The following is a 19,310-nucleotide window of genomic DNA, read 5'->3' on the forward strand; positions in this document are numbered from 1 at the left end:
CTCTGAATTTTGGATCGGCAATCTTTTTTGCTAAACCGTTTTAGTAAGTGTGATCGAGGCGACAATTCAGGCCGCCGGATGGCGGCCAGTGAAGGAGGGAATTACAGATCGTGCTGCCAGGGCAATGCGGTCATTGCCCCTTTGGCCGTGGTGGCTAATGCGCCGCAGCGCTGGGCTAAGGCGATGACCGGCGTCAGGTCCTGCCCGGCGGCCAGTCCGTAGAGCAGCCCCGCCACAAAGGCATCGCCCGCGCCGGTGGTATCGACACACTCGACGGGCGTTGCCGGATAGTGTTTTACGGTGCCATCATGCCAGGCGATCACCCCCTCTTTTCCCTGGGTGACCAGCACCAGACGCACCGGGCAGCGCGCCATCAGCGCGTCCAGACCGACGTTTACCTCGACATCTCCGGTTAGAAACGCCAGCTCTTCGACGGAGAGTTTCACCACGTCGGCGCTCTGCAGGGCCAGCTCCAGGCAGCGGCGCAGCTCGTTCTCATCCGGCCATAGATCCGGGCGAATATTGGGGTCGAAGCTGATGTAACCGCCCGCCTCGCGAATGGCGGCCATCGCCTCAAACGTCGCGGAACGGCTCGGCTCTGCGCTTAATGCGATGGAACAGACGTGCAGCCACTCCCCGGCGCTGAACATCGGCAGATCGGCGGATTCGAGAAACAGATCGGCGCTCGGACGCACCATAAAGGTAAACGAGCGTTCGCCGTGGTCGTCGAGATCGACCACCACCGTTGAGGTGCGGTGCGCCGGGTCAAGGCGCAAAAACTTCACATCGACCCGCTCGTCAGCGAGAGTTTTCGCCATAAAGCACCCGAAGGGATCGTCGCCAACCCTGCCGATAAAGGCGCTCTGGCCGCCCAGCCGGGCAATACCGACCGCAACGTTTGCCGGTGCGCCGCCGGGACACTGCAGCAATCTGCCTTCTCCATCGGGCAGCAAATCCACCACCGCATCGCCAAGTACCCAGATTTTTTTCATGTGATCCTCGTAGCTAAACTATGTTAAACCGTTTTAGCTATTTAAGCACAGGCAGGGCGAAGGGGAAATAACGCGGGAGGAAAATTGGCTAACGCACCAGATGCGGCCAGTGAATATCACCGACGCCATTAAGCTGCAGGCGGGCAAACAGAAAGCCCTGGAAACGCCGGATCCCGGCAGACTCGAGCCAGCACCACTCCTCTATCTTCTCGATCCCTTCCGCTACCAGGGTAATTTCGAGATCGGAGCAACAGCTGACGATGGAGCGCACAATCGCCTGCTTCGGGCCGCTGAGGTGGATATCGCTGACTATCTCCCGGTCGATCTTAATTTTGTCCGGCTGGAAGCGGGTCAGCAGCGAAAGACCGGCATAGCCGGAACCGAAATCATCGATCGCCAGGCCAATCCCCTCACCGCGAAGCTGCTTGATGGCGCTATTGAACTGGTTGAAGCCGGAGATCATCTCGTTTTCCGTCACTTCAATGACTACCTGCTCCGGCTGCAGCCCATGTTTTTTTATCTCGCTGACCAGGAATTCCACGGCGTTGGGAACATTCACCAGCGACATCGGCAGCAGGTTTACCGCAATCTTATGGCTGCCAATTCCCAGTTTTTCCGCCAGCGCAAAGGCATACGCCTTCGTCTGGAGATCGACTTCATAGATTTTGTCCGGATCGAGGGTGCTGAAGAAATGCTCCGGGCTGCCGCCGTCGTTGCCGCGGATAAGGGCTTCAAGCGAACTGATCTTCCCTTCCGAGGGCTCAACGATGGGCTGAAGCGCAAACTGACAGGTTTGGTTGGCCATCAGCCCCAGATGTTCGCCAAAGGGCAACACCTCGGGTGAAAGCGTCCATTTTTCAGGTACGTAGCGTGCACCCGACAGGACCGGACGTTTACCCGTGATAAACGTCTGGATAAATTTGAACACCCGGTCATCGGATGTGAGATAGCTGTCCAGCTTGCTGTAATTCAGAACCGACTGCAGCACCTCTTTCGGTGACTGCGTCTGCAGATCGAACAGCAGCATACCGACGTTTTCGAAGCGTCTGCGCGGGCCATAGTCCCGCATCAGCTCTACCACTCCACTGTGACGCTTGTCGTCACGGATTTTATGGAACAGCTTAAGCACGCTCTCTTCCGACCCTTCGAGTATTTGCAGCACATCGCTGCCTTTTGCAAGCAGAACCCCGGTGATATTCAGACTGGCATTGCGGATCCGGGCGCGCTCCACCAGTTCCCGCAGCTCGGTGGAGGGGCGGGATAAATTCAACTGGCTTCGGTAAATCAGAGTCGTCAGCACAAAAATGGGTTCCGATGAGAAAGAGAGGTGCCTTGAAGCTACTATTTAACATACTTAATCAATGCGACCTAACATATTCACACCACAGGGGAACGTTACTTTCCCCCGTTGCCAATTCGGCTGTCTATCCTCTCCTGCATGTAGTCGTAAAACGGGTTCGAGGTGACCCTCATCAGCGCCTCTTTTCCGACGCTCAACACGGAGGTTTCGCCCCAGAGCGCAATCGTCCCCAGGCTGATGCCGTAGCGGTTTTTCACCCGAGGCTCACGACCATAGAGATCGTCATCCGGCGGGAACGGCACCGCAACGTGCGACAGGGAATAGACATCCTGCGGCCAGGCCTGCGCGAGCGGCACGACCGTCTCCCGGGTGCTGCCTGCCGGAGTGATTTTCGCCACCGTCGAGAAGCTGTGCTCGCTGGCATTGGTAATAATTGTGACACCGTAACGCCTCTGCGCAACCGGCAGGAGCGCCGAGGTTGCCGTCCACGACGACGGTTTGAACAGCGGACGGAAGCTGGCTGCCTGATTGATGTCAAACACCACCAGCTCGCTGCCGTTTGCCGGAAGCTGGTCAAACAGGCCGGTCACCACCGCGCGGGTGCTGACCGTGGAATCCATGACCGACTGGAACGCCAGGATCGGCGGCAAATTCGCCAGCCTGTTCTCCCGCGCCTCGCGGCCGATTTGCTCCTGCAGGGCCTTCGTCAAAAGCCATGACTGGCGGGCGGCGTTCACCGGGAACGAGTTATATTTGTACGGGTTATATTCCGGAGAGATATTCAGCCACGCCGCTTTGGCAAACGCCGGCAGCAGCGCCGGTAGCCCGGCGAAACCGGCAAACCGCGCAAAGGCCGTCACGCCGATCATCGGTGAGAGCAGTATCACCTGCTGCGGTTTACGCAGCGCAGGCGCATCCAGCGCATCAAGGGCGTATTTCATCGCCAGCGCCCCGCCGTTGGAGTAGCCCACCAGATGCAGAGGCGCAGCCTCGCCCGCCAGACGCGTGGCTTCCCGCACCGCAAGACGCGTCGCCGCGAGCCACATCTCCCAGTCAACGTCCGTCAGCGCGCCGGGCGCGGTGCCGTGCCCGGGCAGGCGCGGGACCACGGCCACAAAGCCGTGCTGTTGATAGTTCACGGCAAGGCGCCGGACGCTGTAGGGCGAGTCCGTCAGACCGTGCAGCAGCACTACCGCGCCGCGCGGCTTGCCGGCAGGCATCAGCACAAAGGAGCGGTTGGCATCGGGCGTAAACTGTCCCGGCCATACCAGGCTCTGGCGATAATAGCGGTTTAACGGCGTGCGTTCCTCGCCCTCTGTTTTCGCCGTCACCGCATGATCAAGATCGGCGAAAATGGCGTTTTCCCGGGCGATATACCGGGCAAAATCGGCGTTATCCATCTCGCGCACGGACATCTCATCGGCCCGCCAGGTATGCCACAGGTGCAGTTCCGGCCCCTGCTGCGAGAGATAGACCCGAACCGCCAGCAGGACGACCAGTACGATCCCGACGACCATCCCTATTTTCTTTGCAAGCGCCATCAGGCGCACGCTGACTCGCCAGGGCAGATTTACCATGCCGGGATCCCTTTTATATTCACAGTACATCTATCTTATCAAAAATGTGAACGGACTGACGTATTCACCAAATTCATACCTGCCGCGTCAGACAGTGCACCAAAAGTGAACTACGCTGCACAAATGTTGATCATTGGTTAAGCAAATATTGCATGAAGTTTACTGCACAGCGGGTTTCACCCGCCCTGTGAACATGGCACGCGTCATGCATTGTTAACCAGGTAACAAAAATTCGGCCATTGACAGCCTGTTAACAGCGAGGCGGTATGACGACGAAACCTGAGATGTTGAGCCGTATCGAAGCGACGTTCAGCCAGCTCACGCCCAGCGAAAAGCGGGTCGGAAGCTGGCTGCTGGCGCACGCGGCGCAAATCCCGTTTGAAACGGCGGAGAGCATCGGTCAGGCGAGCGGGACCAGCGGAATTACCGTCGGACGCTTCCTGCGCAAGCTGGGGTATCGCAACCTGGAAGATGCCAAAAAGAGCCTGCGCGATCCGTATCAGCCCTGGGGTATGAACGAGCGGCTGGACTCCTGGCAGCAGCAGCGCCCCCTTTCCAGCCGCCTTCAGCACGCCCTGTCGCTGGAAGTGGATGCCATCACGCAGGTGTACCAGCTGGCGCAAACGGACGCCTTCCGTCAGGTGGTGCACAACCTCGCCCACGCCGACGCGGTGTTCGTGCTGGGGATCCAGTCCACGCGCGGGATTGCCAACGCCTTCTTCAGCCACCTCGAGTACCTCCGCCCGCGCGTGAGCTATTCGGAGGGCGCTTCCGGCAGCTGGGTGGAATCCCTCAACTCGGGGTTTTCGCACCCGTACGTCGTGCTGACCGATACGCGCACCTACTCCGCGATGGCCCGCCAGTACTGCCGCGTCGCCAGCGAGAAAGGCATTCCGATGGCCTTAATCACCGACATCTGGTGCCCGTGGGCGCGGGATTACCCGATGGATTTACTGCAGGTGAAAACCGATACCGGTCACTTCTGGGATTCACTTGCCCCCGTGAGCTGTCTGTTCAACCTGCTGCTGTCGGGCGTGGTGGAGGCGCTGGGTGAGGCGCTCCCGGCGCGTCTGGCGGTAAACCGGCAATTACAACAAGAGTTTGGTCAATTCGAACGCTAAAGGAGCGGAGCTATGCCCGAAGAGAGTGAACTGATTGATGTGGCGAAGACGTTTCCCACGCTGCATATCGATCTGAAGTACGCCACCGCCGACAACATCACCGGCCGCCCGATTTATCAGGAGTCGCTGTGCCTGCTGCATACCGACGCGGCCACCGCGCTGGCAAAAGCCATCAGCATTGCCTCGCTGGCCGGGCTGAAGCTGGTGGTGTACGACGCCTATCGGCCGCAGCAGGCGCAGGCTCAGCTGTGGGATGCCTGCCCTAACCCGGAATACGTGGTCGACGTGGCGATTGGCTCCAATCACAGCCGCGGTACGGCCATCGACGTCACCCTGATGGATGAACATAACGCCGTGCTGGATATGGGTGCCGGTTTTGACGAAATGCACGACCGCTCGCATCCGTATCACCCCTCCGTGCCGCCGCACGCCCAGCGCAACCGTCTGCTGTTGAACGCCATCATGTTCGGCGGTGGTTTTGTGGGTATCAGCAGCGAATGGTGGCACTTCGAACTGCCGAACGCCGCCAGCTACCCGCTGCTTGACGACCGTTTTGCCTGTTTTCCCCTGACGCACACTTCTCTCTAAACCTGGAGCACTGCCATGAAAACATCGCTTCTCTCGACGCTGATCGCCGCCACGCTGGCCCTGAGCGCACCGCTGGCGCTGGCTGCCGTCCCGAAAGACATGCTGGCGATCGGTAAAGCCGCCGACCCGCAAACGCTCGATCCTGCCATCACCATTGATAACAACGACTGGACCGTCACCTATCCGTCCTACCAGCGTCTGGTCAAGTACAAGCCAGGCTCTACCGAGGTGGAAGGCGATCTGTCGACGGGCTGGAAGGCGTCTGAAGACCAGAAAGAGTGGACCTTTACCCTGGCGGATAACGCGAAATTCTCCGACGGCACGCCGGTCACCGCCGAGGCGGTAAAACTCTCCTTTGAGCGCCTGCTGAAGCTCGGCCAGGGGCCGTCTGAAGCCTTCCCGAAAGACCTGAAAATTGATGCCGTCGATGACCATACGGTGAAGTTCACCCTCAGCCAGCCTTTCGCGCCTTTCCTCTACACGCTGGCAAACGACGGGGCGTCCATCATTAACCCGGCGGTGCTGAAGGCCAACGCGGCAGACGATGCTCGCGGTTTTCTGGCGCAAAACACCGCCGGTTCCGGGCCGTTTATGCTGAAAAGCTGGCAGAAAGGCCAGCAGCTGATCCTGGTGCCTAACCCCCACTGGCAGGGTGAAAAGCCGCACTTTAAGCGCGTATCGGTGAAAATTATCGGTGAGAGCGCCTCGCGCCGACTGCAGCTTTCCCGCGGCGATCTGGACATTGCCGACTCCCTGCCGGTCGATCAGCTTGCGGCCCTGAAGCAGGAAGGTAAAGTCGCCGTCGCAGAATACCCGTCCCTGCGCGTGACTTACCTCTATCTCAACAACAGCAAAGCGCCGCTCAATCAGGTGGATTTACGCCGGGCCATCTCCTGGGCGACGGATTACCAGGGGATGGTGAAAGGCATTCTGAGCGGCAACGGCAAGCAGATGCGCGGCCCGATCCCGGAAGGCATGTGGGGCTTTGACGCCACGGCAATGCAGTACAGCTTTGACGAGGCCAAAGCCAAAGCGGCGCTGGAGAAGGTCAAAGACAAACCCGCCAGCCTGACCTTCCTCTACTCGGACAACGATCCGAACTGGGAGCCTATCGCCCTCTCCACTCAGGCCAGCCTCGGCAAGATCGGCATTAGCGTCAAGCTGGAAAAACTGGCCAATGCCACCATGCGCGACCGCGTCGGAAAAGGCGATTACGACATTGCCATCGGCAACTGGAGCCCGGATTTTGCCGACCCGTACATGTTCATGAACTACTGGTTCGAATCGGACAAAAAAGGGCTACCGGGCAACCGCTCGTTCTATGAGAACAAAGAGGTTGATTCGCTCCTGCAGGCCGCGCTGAAAACCACCGACCAGGCGGAACGCACCAAAGATTACCAGCAGGCGCAAAAGGTGGTTATCGACGAGGCGGCCTACGTTTATCTGTTCCAGAAAAACTACCAGCTGGCGATGAACAAAGAGGTAAAAGGCTTCACCTTTAATCCGATGCTCGAGCAGGTGTTCAACATCGCCACCATGAGCAAATAACGGTTCTCGCCGGGGGAAAGCGTATGACGTTCTGGAGCATAGTGCGCCAGCGCTGCTGGGGGTTAATCCTGGTGGTGGCCGGTGTCTGTATTATCACTTTTATTATTTCACACCTGATCCCCGGCGATCCGGCCCGTCTGCTGGCCGGCGACCGCGCCAGCGACGAAATCGTGCAGAACATCCGCCAGCAGCTAGGGCTGGACCAGCCCCTGTATGTTCAGTTTGGCCGCTACGTGGACGCTCTGGCGCACGGTGATTTAGGCACGTCCATCCGCACCGGACGCCCGGTCGCGGAAGACCTGAAGGCCTTTTTCCCCGCCACGCTTGAGCTGGCCTTTTGTTCTCTGCTGCTGGCGCTGGTCATCGGCGTGCCGCTGGGGATTTTGTCGGCGGTATACCGCAACCGCTGGCTGGATCACCTGGTGCGTTTAATGGCGATGACCGGGATCTCCACGCCGGCCTTCTGGCTCGGTCTGGGCGTCATCGTGCTGTTCTACGGGCACCTGCAGATCCTGCCGGGCGGCGGCAGGCTGGACGACTGGCTCGATCCGCCGACGCACGTCACCGGATTTTATCTGCTGGACGCGCTGCTGGAGGGCAACGGTGAGGTGTTCTTCAACGCGCTTCAGCACCTGATTTTACCCTCGCTGACGCTGGCGTTTGTTCACCTGGGGATCGTGGCGCGCCAGGTTCGCTCGGCGATGCTGGAGCAGCTTAGCGAGGATTACATCCGCACCGCGCGCGCCAGCGGCCTGCCCGGCTGGTACATCGTCCTGCGCTACGCCCTGCCGAATGCGATGATCCCGTCCATTACCGTGCTCGGGCTGGCGCTGGGCGATCTGCTTTACGGCGCCGTGCTAACCGAAACCGTCTTTGCCTGGCCGGGCATGGGCGCCTGGGTGGTGACGTCCATTCAGGCGCTCGATTTCCCTGCCGTAATGGGCTTTGCTGTCGTCGTTTCGCTGGCCTACGTGCTGGTTAATCTGGTGGTCGATCTGCTTTACCTGTGGATTGACCCGCGAATCGGGCGCGGAGGTGCCGAATGATGTTAACGCAGGAAACGCCCGCCCCGGCTAAAACCGCCGGACAACGCATCAACTGGGCAAAGCTGTTCTGGATGCTGCGTCAAAGCCCGCTCACGATCGTTGGCGGCGTCATTATGATTGCGATGCTCTTCCTGATGGTGGCTTCGCCGTGGATTGTGCCGCATGACCCGAACGCGCTGGATTTGACCGCCCGCCTGCAGGCGCCGTCTGCGCAACACTGGTTTGGTACCGATGAGGTGGGACGCGACCTGTTCAGCCGCGTGCTGACGGGCAGCCAGCAGTCGATTACCGCCGGGCTGGCGGTCGTGGTGATTGCGGGCGGTATTGGCTCGCTGCTGGGCTGTTTGTCCGGCGTACTGGGCGGGCGCGGCGACGCCATCATCATGCGGGTGATGGACATCATGCTCTCCATTCCTTCCCTGGTGCTGACCATGGCGCTGGCCGCCGCGCTCGGTCCGAGCCTGTTCAACGCCATGCTGGCGATTGCGATTGTCCGCATCCCGTTTTACGTCCGCCTGGCGCGCGGGCAAACCCTGGTGGTGCGCCAGTTTACCTACGTCCAGGCCGCCCGCACCTTTGGCGCGTCCCGCTGGCATTTGATCCGCTGGCATATCCTGCGCAACGCCCTGCCGCCGCTGATTGTGCAGGCTTCGCTGGATATCGGCAGCGCCATTCTGATGGCCGCCACGCTGGGGTTTATTGGCCTGGGCGCGCAGCAGCCGACCGCCGAATGGGGGGCGATGGTAGCCGTTGGCCGTAACTACGTCCTGGACCAGTGGTGGTACTGCGCCTTTCCCGGTGCGGCGATTTTAATTACCGCCGTGGGCTTTAACCTGTTTGGCGACGGCATCCGCGATCTGCTGGATCCGAAATCGGGAGGAAAACAGTGATGACCGAACCGGTATTACGTATTGAAGACCTGCACCTGAGCTTCCCGATTTTCCGCGGAGAGGTCCACGCGCTGAACCACGTTTCGCTGGAGATCGGCAGGGGCGAAATTGTCGGCGTGGTGGGCGAGTCGGGTTCGGGCAAATCCGTGACCGCCATGCTCGCCATGCGGCTGCTGCCGGAAGGAAGCTACCGCATTCATCACGGTCAGGTGAAGTTACTCGGTGAAAACGTCCTGACGGCGTCCGAGAAGCAGCTTCGCCAGTGGCGCGGTGCACGAGTGGCGATGATTTTTCAGGAGCCCATGACCGCCCTCAACCCGACGCGGCGGATTGGCAAACAGATGGTGGAGGTGATCCGCCAGCATCAGCCGCTTTCGCGGCGCGAGGCGCAGCAGAAGGCGATTACCCTGCTGGAAGAGATGCAAATCCCGGACGCGAAGCAGGTCATGGAGCGTTATCCGTTTGAACTCTCCGGCGGCATGCGCCAGCGGGTGATGATCGCCCTTGCCTTCTCCTGCGAGCCGGAGCTGATTATCGCCGACGAACCGACCACCGCGCTGGACGTTACCGTCCAGCTCCAGGTGCTGCGCCTCCTGAAGCACAAGGCGCGGGCCAGCGGGACCTCGGTGCTGTTTATCAGCCACGATATGGCCGTGGTGTCGCAGCTCTGCGACAGAATGTACGTGATGTATGCCGGGAGCGTGATCGAGAGCGGTGCCACGCAAACGCTGATCCACCGACCCGTGCATCCCTACTCCATCGGCCTTCTGCGGTGCGCGCCGGAAAACGGCCAGCCGCGCGACCTGCTTCCCGCCATCCCCGGCACGGTGCCCAACCTCAGCCAGCTTCCGCAGGGTTGCGCCTTCCGCGAGCGCTGCTTTGCCGCCGGGGCGAAATGCAGCGAAACGCCGCGCTTACAGCCCAACGGTGCAGAGGGCCAACAGGCCGCCTGCTGGTATCCGCAACGGGAGAAACACCATGTCTGATGTACTGCTGGAACTGGATAGCGTGCACGTGAACTTTGCGGCGCGCAAAAACTGGCTGGGGCGCGTAACGGAACAGGTCCATGCCCTCAACGGGCTCGATCTTCAGATCCGTCGCGGGGAAACGCTGGGCATTGTCGGGGAATCCGGCTGCGGGAAAAGCACGCTGGCCCAGCTGCTGATGGGCATGCTTAAGCCCAGCACAGGCGCGTGCCAGCGGGCGCACCACGCGGGCGGCATGCAGATGGTGTTTCAGGATCCGCTCTCCTCGCTCGATCCGCGATTGCCGGTCTGGCGCATCATCACCGAGCCGGTGTGGGTGCAAAAACGCAGCAGCGAGCGCGAGCGCCGTCAGCTGGCGGAGGATCTGGCGCTGCAGGTGGGCATTCGCCCGGAATACCTCGACAGGCTTCCCCACGCCTTCTCCGGCGGCCAGCGCCAGCGCATCGCCATCGCCCGGGCGCTCTCGTCCGACCCCGATATTATCGTGCTTGATGAACCCACCAGCGCGCTGGATATCTCCGTGCAGGCGCAAATCCTCAACCTGCTGGTGAACCTGCAACAGCAGCGTAATCTGACCTACGTGTTAATTTCGCATAACGTCTCGGTGGTCAGACACATGAGCGACCGGGTGGCGGTAATGTACCTCGGGCAGATTGTGGAGCTGGGCAGCGCCGCGCAGGTGCTTGGCGAGCCGCGCCATCCCTATACCCGTCTGCTGCTCGACTCGGTTCCCCGCACCGGTGAACCGCTCGATGAAAATCTGGCGTTACGCAAAACGGAGCTTCCCGGCAATCGTCATCTGCCCGAAGGCTGTTTTTTCCGCGACCGTTGTCCGATGGCAGCGCAGGGGTGTGAACAGCCTCAGCCGCTACAGCCCTCACGCGAGGGCCGTAACGTCCGATGCTGGCGCAGTCTGGGTTAAATTTGGGCCATCCCGCCGTCCACAAACAGCTCGGTGGCGTTAATAAAGCTGGCCGCGTCGGAGGCCAGAAACGCCACCGCTTTCCCCACCTCACCCGGCGCGCCTAAACGCCCCAGCGGTACCTGCGCGGCCAGCGCGTCGTACAGCCCCTGACGGTGCTCTTCCGGCACCAGATCGCCGAGACCTGGCGTTTTGATCGGACCCGGGCTCACCACGTTGACGCGGATCCCGCGGCCCTGCAAATCCAGCGCCCAGGAGCGGGCAAAGTTGCGCACGGCGGCCTTGCTGGCGCTGTAGACGCTGAAGTTTGCCGTCCCTTTAATGGACACCGTCGAGCCGGTCAGAATAATCGACGATCCGGCGGAGAGCAGCGGCAGCGCCTTCTGCACCGTAAACAGCACTCCGCGAACGTTAGTGCCGAAAATCCGGTCAAACTGCTCTTCGGTGATCGCGCCCAGCGGCAGCATATCGCCGCCACCGGCGTTGGCGAACAGGATATCAAGACGGCCTTCATCTTTGGCTATCCGGGCATAAACCTCATCCAGATCGGCAAGCTTTGAGACGTCCGCGCGAATGCCCGTTGCGGTTGAAGCAATTTCCGCCACCGCCGCGTCCAGCTCGGCCTGGCGACGCCCGGTGATGTACACCTTCGCGCCCTGCGCCGCCAGCTCCTGCGCCGTGGCAAGACCAATGCCGGTGCTGCCGCCGGTGACCAGTGCAATTTTTCCTGAAAGAGTCGTGTTCATGTCATTTACCTTTTGTTGGGTTTGCGTTGGAAAAACTTTAGCCCTTGCGGCATTAGTGAAAAACGGGCAAAAATGAAAATGACTATTCACAAACAGAAATAATCGGAGGTCATCATGGACCAGCTCATGGCGATGCGCGCCTTTACGCGGGTCGTGGAATCCGGCAGCTTTACCCGCGCGGCGGACTCGCTGAATATGCCGATCGCCACGCTGAGCAAGCTGGTTAAATCGCTAGAGTCGCACCTGGAGATACGCCTTCTGCACCGCACCACTCGCCGGGTGGTCGCGACGCCTGAAGGGATGGAATACTATGAAAAAGCGCTCAGGGTACTGATTGATATCGAAGATATCGACACCTCGTTTCGCGTTTCCCGCGCGACGCCAAAAGGGCATTTGCGGGTTGACGTGGGCGGCTCCACCGCCCGGGACGTGCTCATCCCCCTGCTTCCGGAATTTATGCAGCGCTACCCGGAGATCCGCATCGATCTGGGCGTGGCCGACCGGCCGGTCGATCTCATCAGCGGTAACGTAGACTGCGTGATCCGCGGCGGGCCGCTGGACGACTCAACCCTCATCGCCCGTCATCTCGGTAACGCCGAAATGGTCACCTGCGCGACGCCGGGTTACCTGAAAAATCACGGCGTCCCGGCCTATCCGCAGGAGCTGCGCAACGGCCACAAGCTGATTAGCTATCTCTCGCCCGTCACCGGACGGCCGTTTCCGTTTCGCTTCCGGCAGAACGGCGAGGCGCTGAAAATCAACATTCCGCACTATCTCGGCGTCAATGAAAGTAATGCCCATCTGGCGGCTGCCGCGGCGGGGCTGGGGATCGTTCAAACCTTTGAGTATTCGGCAAAGTCGTATTTGCAGGCGGGCACGCTGGCGGCGATCCTGGGCGACTGGCGCCCTGCCGCGTATCCGTTTCATGTGGTTTACCCGCAGAACCGGCATTTGACGCACAGACTAAAGGTATTTATCGCCTGGCTGGCGGAGGTGTTCCCCGCCGCGCTGAAGGGGTAGCCGGGCGCAAACCCGGCTGTGGCTTAATTGAGCTTATAGTCCAGCGTAATCTCAGCTTTCAGGAGCTGCGAGACCGGACAGCCCGCTTTTGCTTTCTGAATAATGCCGTCGAACTGCTGCGGGGCGATGCCTGGAACGGTCACCTTGCTTTTCAGGGCAACCTTAGTGATGGCAAAGCCGCCGTCGGTTTTATCCAGAGAGACGTCCGCCGTGGTATCAATGGAATCGGCGGTATAGCCCGCTTCACCGAGCATCAGCGACAGCGCCATCGAGAAGCAGGCCGCATGTGCCGCGCCAATCAGCTCTTCGGGGTTGGTCCCCTTTTCGCCCTCAAAGCGGGTATTGAAACCATAAGGCTGCTGATTGAGAACGCCGCTCTCGGTGGAAACCGTTCCTTTTCCGCGCTTAATGTCGCCAGACCAGTGTGCCGAACCGTGCTTATGAATAGTCATTCTTGCTCTCCTTTTGGCTTACAAAGGGTTAAGTATAGACTACGCATCTGACCCTCCCTGGAACACAGACAATTCCAGGACTTTCACCTGCTGTACCGACAAAAAGGATAATGATATGGCGCTAAAAATCAGGATGGCCGTTGCCGTCACCACGCTGGCTCTGTCGCTCTCTTCACTGGCGAAAACGCCGGAGAACTTTATCTATACCAGCTCGGGCGATCTCGACGCGGCGTTTCCGCTTGTTGCGCGAAGCGATATCGGCGGCGTGCAGATCGTTTACAACTGGCGCCAGCTGGAACCCGAGAAGGACAGCTATGACTTCTCGCGGATTGAACAGGATCTGGCGCGCGTTAAGGCCGCCGGAAAAAAACTCTTTATTCAAATCCAGGATCGTTTCTTTGAGCCGGACGCCCGCTACGTTCCGGACTATCTGATGCGCGACACGCAGTACGGTGGCGGGATTGCGCCGCAGTTCGATAACCCCGGCGAAGGCAAGCCGGTCGGTTCAGGATGGGTGGCGCGTCAGTGGGATCCCGCCGTGCGCCAGCGCTACCAGGCACTGCTGGCCGCACTCGCGAAACGCTTTGATGGCGAGGTGTATGGGGTAAACCTGCCCGAAACCGCCATTGATCTCGACGAAAAAAATCCGCCCGTCGGGTTTACCTGCGACAGCTATTTCGCGGGTGAAATGGAAAACCTGGCCTTTGCGCGTAAGGCTTTTCAGAAATCACACGTGGTGCAGTACGTGAACTTCTGGCCGTGCGAATGGGATAACGACCACAACTATATGGGGCGTCTGTTTGCGTATGCCAGCGCTAACAATATCGGCCTGGGTGGGCCGGACATTGTTCCTAACCGCAAGGCACACATGAAGAATGCCTATCCCTTCTTCCATAAAAATAAACAGACGCTGCCGCTCATCGCCATGGCGGTTCAGGAGCCGACCCTGACCTATAAGGATCCTCAGACCGGAAAACCGTTCACCAAAGCGGAATTTGTCCGCTTCGGCGAAAGTTATCTCGGTGCCGATATTATTTTCTGGAGCACGACGTCTCCCTGGCTAAAGGCGAAGTAATCCTTTCTTATGCCAGGTAGCGCGACAGTTCGTCAAGGAACACGCGCAGCGCGGCAGGCTGGTATTCCCGGGACTGATAAATGCCATGGATGGCAAGCGGTTTCGGTTCAAGCGCCTCCAGTACCGGCACCAGCAATCCCTGTTCCAGAGCGGCAGACGCTTCGCGCTCCGGCAGCATGGCGATACCGCAGTGCTTAATCGCCGCGTCCATCAACAGCGAAGAGATGCTGGCGCTCAGGTTGCCGCCGACGGCCACGCTCAGGCTTTCCCCTTCCGGCGTCAGAAAGTGCCAGGATTGCCCGGCAAAAAAGCTGTAGTGCAGACAGTTGTGCTGCGCTAATTCTTCAGGGCTGACGGGGATACCGTGCTGTGCCAGATACGCCGGCGAGGCGCAGAGCACCGAGCGACACTCCCCCAGCCGTCGGGCAATCATGCCGGGTTCGGGGTTGTCGGTAATGCGCACGGCGACGTCAATGCGCTCTCCCACCAGGCTGACCGGGTGGTTATTCACGTCCAGCTCGATGCGCAGCTGCGGGTAGCGCAAGAGCAGACCGGGCAGGACCGGCGCAATCAGGTGCATGGCGGTAAAATGGGCGCAGGCCACCCGCAGCGTGCCGGACGGCAGATCTTTCTCCGACTGGCCCTCGATTTCCTGCGAAATCTGCGAGAGCGTCCGCGTTTTTTGCAGCACCTTTTCCCCTGCCGCGGTCAGCGTCAGCTTGCGCGTGGAGCGGTTTACCAGCCGCGTTCCCGCCCACTTCTCCATTTGTTCAAGGTAGCGGCTCACCATCGGTCGGGAAATGCCCAACGCGCGGGCCGCCGCGCTCAAACTGCCCAGCTCGCATATCCGGTTGTAGACCTGAGCGGCGATAACGCGATCCATATAAGCTCCATTTGCTCGATTTATGAAACTAAGCATGTCTTGTTTCAGGAATTCTGGCAAATGAGAATACCCGTACAATAGACATATTCCTGAACAACAGAGACAACAGCATGAAATTCACTCACCTTGCCCTGCTTTCCACCCTTTTCACTCCGGCGGTTTTTGCCGCGCCGTTGACCATTGATACCTATAACCCGCAGGAAAAAGGCATTTTCCCGGTCTCCTCCACGCTGGTTTCCGGTCCGAAAGAGGCGGTGCTGTTTGACGCGCAGTTCAGCGTGAAGGATGGCGAAGCGCTGGTAGAGAAAATTCGCCGCAGCGGTAAAACCCTGAACAAGATTGTGATCACCTCCGGCGATCCGGATTTCTATTTTGGCCTGCAGCCGCTGGTCAAAGCCTTCCCGAATGCCAAAGTGGTGGCCACGCAGCATGTGGTTGACCATATTAAAGCCACCAAAGACGCCAAGCTCGCCTTCTGGGGGCCGCAGATGAAGGACGGCGCGCCAACGGAGCTGGTCGTCCCGCAGGTACTTGCCTCCACCACGTTCATGGTTGACGGGGAAAAGATCGATATCGAACAGCCAGACAGCTACGCGGCCTATGTGTGGATCCCGTCAGCAAAAACGATCCTCGGCGGCACCGGGGTAGCCTGGGGTATTCACGTCTGGACGGCAGACACCCAGACGCCGGAAAGCCGCAAGCAGTGGCAGGAAACGCTGGAGAATATGGCCGCGCACAAACCTGAGCGCGTGATCCCGGGCCACTATCTGGGCACCCCACCAGCGGGCACTGGCGCGATTGAGTTTACCCGCGACTATCTGCAGCGCTTTGAAAAGGCTTTAGCCGCGCATAAAGATTCCGCAGGCGTTATCAATACCCTGAAAAAACAGTATCCGGGCCTGGCTGATGAAAGCTCGCTGGAATTAAGCGCCAAAGTGAATACTGGCGAAATGAAGTGGTAATTTAAAAACGGCTCCTGCTATATTTTTGCGATAGCAGGAGCACCGCAAAAATATCCCCGCCGTTACCCGTCGATATAGCCACACCTTTTAAAAGCGCATAAAAGCATGCACTTATGTCATTTTTATTTCTAAGATGAATCTGAACCACAACCGGGAAAATATTTGCCATTCTGTTTATGAATTAAATTTTTTGCGAGCCGTACCATTAAACAGACAACGACACGGAGGCAGCATGTTTACTTATTACCCGGCTAATACTGCAGCAGCACAACCTGAACTCGTTAACGCGATTGCGCAGGGTCTTCACGCCGAGCACGGTGCTGTGACTGAAGATGACATTTTGATGGAACTGACCAAATGGGTGGAATCCACGGATAATGACATCCTCAGTGACATCTACCAGCAGACCATTAACTACGTCGTCAGCGGGCAAAACGCACCCTTGTAAAAACCTGCTAAGCTGGATCTGCAACCTAAGGGGTTACATTTCGTTTGCGTGAGCAAACTGGTCCTTAAAACTATCAACAGGATTGAGGAGTTAACATGAAATCGAACCGTCAGGCACGCCATATTCTGGGACTGAACTACAAGCTTTCAAATCAGCGTAAAGTGGTGATTGAAGGCGACCACGAAACGCAGGTCACTCACGCCACCGGCAGAAAACGCCACGCGGGCAAGTAAGTTCCAGACTGAGATCCAGAACACCATCGGTAATCCCGATGGTGTTTTTGTTTATGTGTTGCGGTAATTAATATTTAGCTCCTTTATAATACCGCCTGACCGCACCCCATCGCACAGGCCAGAAAGATGACAAACAGCAGTGTCAGGGACGGATCTTCATAAAAAGAGTGAGTGACATGGACAATAAACTGAAAAAACATCGTTCCTTATACATCCCATACGCCGGACCGGTTTTACTCGAATTCCCCCTGCTCAACAAAGGCAGCGCCTTCAGCATGGAAGAGCGCAGCAGCTTTAACCTGCTGGGTTTACTGCCCGAAGTGGTTGAAACCATTGAAGAACAGGCGGAGCGCGCGTGGATCCAGTATCAGGGTTTCAAAACCGAAATCGACAAGCACATCTACCTGCGCAACATTCAGGACACCAATGAAACCCTCTTCTATCGCCTGGTGCAGAACCATCTCGAAGAGATGATGCCGGTGATCTACACCCCGACGGTGGGTGCGGCCTGCGAGCGTTTCTCAGAGATCTACCGTCGTTCACGCGGGGTATTCATCTCCTATCAGAACCGTCACAACATGGACGATATTCTGCAGAACGTGCCAAACCACAATATCAAAGTGATTGTGGTGACCGACGGCGAACGTATTCTCGGCCTCGGCGACCAGGGCATTGGCGGGATGGGGATCCCTATCGGTAAACTCTCTCTCTACACCGCCTGCGGCGGCATCAGCCCGGCGTATACCCTGCCGGTGGTGCTGGACGTCGGGACCAACAACCAGCAGTTGCTCAACGATCCGCTCTACATGGGCTGGCGCCATCCGCGCATCACCGACGACGAGTACTATCAGTTTGTCGACGACTTCATCCAGGCCGTGAAGCACCGCTGGCCGGACGTTCTGCTGCAGTTTGAAGACTTCGCGCAGAAAAACGCGATGCCGCTGCTGAACCGCTATCGCGATGAGATCTGCTCCTTTAACGACGACATCCAGGGCACCGCGGCCGTGACCGTGGGTACGCTTATCGCTGCCAGCCGCGCAGCCGGCAGCCAGCTGAGCTACCAGAAAATCGTCTTCCTGGGCGCAGGCTCTGCGGGCTGTGGTATCGCCGAGCAGATCATCGCCCAGACGCAGCGCGAAGGCTTAAGCGAAGAGCTGGCCCGCTCCCGCGTCTTTATGGTTGACCGTTTCGGCCTGCTGACCGACGCTATGCCGAACCTGCTGCCGTTCCAGAACAAGCTGGTGCAGAAGCGCGATAACCTGAAAAACTGGGATACCGACAACGAAGTCCTTTCCCTGCTGGACGTGGTGCGCAACGTGAAGCCGGATATTCTGATCGGCGTTTCCGGGCAAACAGGCCTCTTTACCGAAGAGATCATTCGCGAGATGCACAAGCACTGCGAACGCCCTATCGTAATGCCGCTTTCCAACCCGACCTCCCGCGTGGAAGCGACCCCGCAGGACATCATCGCCTGGACCGAAGGTAACGCGCTGGTCGCGACCGGCAGCCCGTTCGACCCGGTGGTGTGGAAGGATAAAACCTATCCGATCGCCCAGTGCAACAACTCTTACATCTTCCCGGGGATTGGTCTGGGCGTGATCGCCTCCGGCGCGTCCCGCATTACCGACGAAATGCTGATGTCGGCGAGCGAAACCCTCGCGGGCTACTCGCCGCTGGTCAACAACGGTGAAGGGCTGGTGCTGCCGGAGCTGAAAGACATTCACAAGGTGTCGCGCGCTATCGCGTTCGCGGTAGGTAAAATGGCGCAGCAGCAGGGCGTGGCGGTGAAAACCTCTGCCGACGCGCTGCAGCAGGCCATCGACGACAACTTCTGGAAACCTGAATACCGCAGCTATCGTCGTACCTCGATTTAATCCGCTCCGACCGGTCCCTCTCCCTTCGGGAGAGGGACTTTCAATAAATTCATTAACCAGTAGCGATTCAGATTCTCGAAGCGAAATGATTAACTTGCAGCCACGCCCTGGTCCGGCTGTAAATCGCCGAGGCGTTTCCTGCAGGCCGGGGCGAGGCGCAGGGATGCGCCGAGAGGGCGGGCTTTACAGGGATGTTACCTCCGCCCATCCCCGATAAGCCGGAAGGAATAAGCCGAGGGCACCGCGAAGCGGCGATTTACCGCCGGGAGCCCGGGTCGCCAGGGTGGTGGCGACTGAGCCACCCTGGCACGTTCACAGGTCATGTCGTTACAGAGTAGCAAGGAACATAAAGTGAACGGAATGACCACTACAGCCGTATGTTCCCCTCACCCTAACCCTCTCCCAAAGGGAGAGGGAATTAGATTCGCCCCCCTAGCCAAACCCCTTTTCCCCCGCTACACTCCTTTCACCCATTAACCTACTGAATATATAAGGAGGCCAATTATGCTGTACTGTGAAATTTTCAATGTTTCACATACATTTGGTGATCGCACCAGCTCAAGCGTTATCGGTATCGTGCTGCGATAACTTCTGCTTGAGCGAAGACACCAACCCCTGAAATCCCTTCTCTCGGGCTTACTGAGTTA

19 protein-coding genes are annotated in these 19,310 nt (G+C 58.8%); 13 read left to right on the forward strand and 6 right to left on the reverse strand.

Translation table 11 applies throughout. The annotated features are described in order from the left end of the window. Positions 1-101: 101 nt before the first annotated feature. From NI40_RS11495 to NI40_RS11505, 3 genes are all read right to left on the reverse strand, one after another. A complete protein-coding gene (locus NI40_RS11495) occupies positions 102-992 on the reverse strand; it encodes an aminoimidazole riboside kinase (protein WP_039262801.1) in 891 nt (296 codons plus the stop codon). Between the two features lie 88 nt (positions 993-1,080). Continuing rightward, positions 1,081-2,292: a diguanylate phosphodiesterase gene (locus NI40_RS11500; RefSeq protein WP_039262802.1), complete on the reverse strand. Its 1,212-nt coding sequence runs from the start codon at positions 2,290-2,292 to the stop codon at positions 1,081-1,083. 95 nt (positions 2,293-2,387) lie between these two features. Then, the gene (locus NI40_RS11505; protein ID WP_039262803.1) at positions 2,388-3,869 is read right to left on the reverse strand and encodes an alpha/beta hydrolase; all 1,482 of its coding nucleotides are present in this window, start codon (positions 3,867-3,869) and stop codon (positions 2,388-2,390) included. A gap of 266 nt (positions 3,870-4,135) precedes the next feature. On the opposite strand from NI40_RS11505, the gene NI40_RS11510 reads away from it, so the two are divergent. From NI40_RS11510 to NI40_RS11540, 7 genes are read left to right on the forward strand one after another with little or no spacing between them, the layout of a single operon-like run. Beyond that, complete coding sequence (locus NI40_RS11510) at positions 4,136-4,990, forward strand: MurR/RpiR family transcriptional regulator (RefSeq protein WP_039262804.1); 855 nt, start codon at positions 4,136-4,138, stop codon at positions 4,988-4,990. Positions 4,991-5,002: 12 nt separating this feature from the next. Beyond that, positions 5,003-5,578 (forward strand): D-alanyl-D-alanine dipeptidase, encoded by a 576-nt coding sequence (gene ddpX, locus NI40_RS11515; protein ID WP_039262805.1) that lies wholly within the window; start codon positions 5,003-5,005, stop codon positions 5,576-5,578. A 15-nt stretch (positions 5,579-5,593) separates the two neighbouring features. Further along, positions 5,594-7,126, forward strand: a complete 1,533-nt coding sequence (locus tag NI40_RS11520) for an ABC transporter substrate-binding protein (protein ID WP_039262806.1) — start codon at positions 5,594-5,596, stop codon at positions 7,124-7,126. A gap of 23 nt (positions 7,127-7,149) precedes the next feature. After that, positions 7,150-8,172 (forward strand): ABC transporter permease, encoded by a 1,023-nt coding sequence (locus NI40_RS11525; protein WP_033145620.1) that lies wholly within the window; start codon positions 7,150-7,152, stop codon positions 8,170-8,172. Continuing rightward, the gene (gene ddpC, locus NI40_RS11530; protein ID WP_039262807.1) at positions 8,169-9,062 is read left to right on the forward strand and encodes a D,D-dipeptide ABC transporter permease; all 894 of its coding nucleotides are present in this window, start codon (positions 8,169-8,171) and stop codon (positions 9,060-9,062) included. Before NI40_RS11525 ends, ddpC begins: the two co-directional genes overlap by 4 nt. Continuing rightward, positions 9,062-10,048: an ABC transporter ATP-binding protein gene (locus tag NI40_RS11535; protein ID WP_033145622.1), complete on the forward strand. Its 987-nt coding sequence runs from the start codon at positions 9,062-9,064 to the stop codon at positions 10,046-10,048. The genes ddpC and NI40_RS11535 overlap by 1 nt, the downstream gene beginning before the upstream one ends. After that, a complete protein-coding gene (locus NI40_RS11540; RefSeq protein ID WP_039262809.1) occupies positions 10,041-10,970 on the forward strand; it encodes an oligopeptide/dipeptide ABC transporter ATP-binding protein in 930 nt (309 codons plus the stop codon). Before NI40_RS11535 ends, NI40_RS11540 begins: the two co-directional genes overlap by 8 nt. Here the strand turns inward: NI40_RS11540 and NI40_RS11545 are convergent. Beyond that, positions 10,967-11,716, reverse strand: coding sequence for an SDR family NAD(P)-dependent oxidoreductase (locus NI40_RS11545; RefSeq protein WP_039262810.1), 750 nt, complete (start codon positions 11,714-11,716; stop codon positions 10,967-10,969). The genes NI40_RS11540 and NI40_RS11545 overlap by 4 nt on opposite strands. A 114-nt stretch (positions 11,717-11,830) precedes the next feature. Between NI40_RS11545 and NI40_RS11550 the strand changes: the two genes are divergently transcribed. Beyond that, on the forward strand, positions 11,831-12,736 hold the full coding sequence (locus NI40_RS11550) for a LysR family transcriptional regulator (protein WP_039262812.1): 906 nt from the start codon (positions 11,831-11,833) through the stop codon (positions 12,734-12,736). A gap of 23 nt (positions 12,737-12,759) precedes the next feature. On the opposite strand, the gene NI40_RS11555 is transcribed toward NI40_RS11550, so the two are convergent. After that, on the reverse strand, positions 12,760-13,188 hold the full coding sequence (locus NI40_RS11555; RefSeq protein ID WP_023311893.1) for an OsmC family protein: 429 nt from the start codon (positions 13,186-13,188) through the stop codon (positions 12,760-12,762). 115 nt (positions 13,189-13,303) lie between these two features. On the opposite strand from NI40_RS11555, the gene NI40_RS11560 reads away from it, so the two are divergent. Beyond that, the gene (locus NI40_RS11560; RefSeq protein ID WP_039262814.1) at positions 13,304-14,263 is read left to right on the forward strand and encodes a hypothetical protein; all 960 of its coding nucleotides are present in this window, start codon (positions 13,304-13,306) and stop codon (positions 14,261-14,263) included. A 7-nt stretch (positions 14,264-14,270) separates the two neighbouring features. On the opposite strand, the gene NI40_RS11565 is transcribed toward NI40_RS11560, so the two are convergent. After that, the gene (locus NI40_RS11565; protein ID WP_039262815.1) at positions 14,271-15,146 is read right to left on the reverse strand and encodes a LysR family transcriptional regulator; all 876 of its coding nucleotides are present in this window, start codon (positions 15,144-15,146) and stop codon (positions 14,271-14,273) included. Positions 15,147-15,256: 110 nt separating this feature from the next. On the opposite strand from NI40_RS11565, the gene NI40_RS11570 reads away from it, so the two are divergent. From NI40_RS11570 to NI40_RS11585, 4 genes are all read left to right on the forward strand, one after another. Further along, positions 15,257-16,108, forward strand: coding sequence for a Vmh family MBL fold metallo-hydrolase (locus tag NI40_RS11570; RefSeq protein ID WP_039262817.1), 852 nt, complete (start codon positions 15,257-15,259; stop codon positions 16,106-16,108). A 232-nt stretch (positions 16,109-16,340) separates the two neighbouring features. Beyond that, positions 16,341-16,556 (forward strand): biofilm-dependent modulation protein, encoded by a 216-nt coding sequence (bdm, locus tag NI40_RS11575; protein WP_013096534.1) that lies wholly within the window; start codon positions 16,341-16,343, stop codon positions 16,554-16,556. A gap of 95 nt (positions 16,557-16,651) precedes the next feature. After that, a complete protein-coding gene (gene sra, locus NI40_RS11580) occupies positions 16,652-16,789 on the forward strand; it encodes a stationary-phase-induced ribosome-associated protein (RefSeq protein ID WP_008501714.1) in 138 nt (45 codons plus the stop codon). A 176-nt stretch (positions 16,790-16,965) separates the two neighbouring features. Then, positions 16,966-18,663 carry an NAD-dependent malic enzyme gene (locus tag NI40_RS11585; protein WP_039262819.1) on the forward strand — a complete coding sequence of 566 codons (1,698 nt, stop codon included), beginning with the start codon at positions 16,966-16,968 and terminating at the stop codon, positions 18,661-18,663. Positions 18,664-19,310: the final 647 nt, after the last annotated feature.

Origin of the sequence: Enterobacter sp. E20 (assembly GCF_000801755.2) — a bacterium.
Classification (GTDB): domain Bacteria; phylum Pseudomonadota; class Gammaproteobacteria; order Enterobacterales; family Enterobacteriaceae; genus Enterobacter; species Enterobacter asburiae_B.

Bases quoted from the DNA above. Each gene is read 5' to 3' on its own strand.
- NI40_RS11495 (WP_039262801.1), bottom strand. From the start codon at position 992: ATGAAAAAAATCTGGGTACTTGGCGATGCGGTGGTGGATTTGCTGCCC.
- NI40_RS11505 (WP_039262803.1), bottom strand. From the start codon at position 3,869: ATGGTAAATCTGCCCTGGCGAGTCAGCGTGCGCCTGATGGCGCTTGCA.
- NI40_RS11510 (WP_039262804.1), top strand. From the start codon at position 4,136: ATGACGACGAAACCTGAGATGTTGAGCCGTATCGAAGCGACGTTCAGC.
- ddpX (WP_039262805.1), top strand. From the start codon at position 5,003: ATGCCCGAAGAGAGTGAACTGATTGATGTGGCGAAGACGTTTCCCACG.
- NI40_RS11520 (WP_039262806.1), top strand. From the start codon at position 5,594: ATGAAAACATCGCTTCTCTCGACGCTGATCGCCGCCACGCTGGCCCTG.
- NI40_RS11525 (WP_033145620.1), top strand. From the start codon at position 7,150: ATGACGTTCTGGAGCATAGTGCGCCAGCGCTGCTGGGGGTTAATCCTG.
- ddpC (WP_039262807.1), top strand. From the start codon at position 8,169: ATGATGTTAACGCAGGAAACGCCCGCCCCGGCTAAAACCGCCGGACAA.
- NI40_RS11535 (WP_033145622.1), top strand. From the start codon at position 9,062: ATGACCGAACCGGTATTACGTATTGAAGACCTGCACCTGAGCTTCCCG.
- NI40_RS11540 (WP_039262809.1), top strand. From the start codon at position 10,041: ATGTCTGATGTACTGCTGGAACTGGATAGCGTGCACGTGAACTTTGCG.
- NI40_RS11545 (WP_039262810.1), bottom strand. From the start codon at position 11,716: ATGAACACGACTCTTTCAGGAAAAATTGCACTGGTCACCGGCGGCAGC.
- NI40_RS11550 (WP_039262812.1), top strand. From the start codon at position 11,831: ATGGACCAGCTCATGGCGATGCGCGCCTTTACGCGGGTCGTGGAATCC.
- NI40_RS11555 (WP_023311893.1), bottom strand. From the start codon at position 13,188: ATGACTATTCATAAGCACGGTTCGGCACACTGGTCTGGCGACATTAAG.
- NI40_RS11560 (WP_039262814.1), top strand. From the start codon at position 13,304: ATGGCGCTAAAAATCAGGATGGCCGTTGCCGTCACCACGCTGGCTCTG.
- NI40_RS11565 (WP_039262815.1), bottom strand. From the start codon at position 15,146: ATGGATCGCGTTATCGCCGCTCAGGTCTACAACCGGATATGCGAGCTG.
- NI40_RS11570 (WP_039262817.1), top strand. From the start codon at position 15,257: ATGAAATTCACTCACCTTGCCCTGCTTTCCACCCTTTTCACTCCGGCG.
- bdm (WP_013096534.1), top strand. From the start codon at position 16,341: ATGTTTACTTATTACCCGGCTAATACTGCAGCAGCACAACCTGAACTC.
- sra (WP_008501714.1), top strand. From the start codon at position 16,652: ATGAAATCGAACCGTCAGGCACGCCATATTCTGGGACTGAACTACAAG.
- NI40_RS11585 (WP_039262819.1), top strand. From the start codon at position 16,966: ATGGACAATAAACTGAAAAAACATCGTTCCTTATACATCCCATACGCC.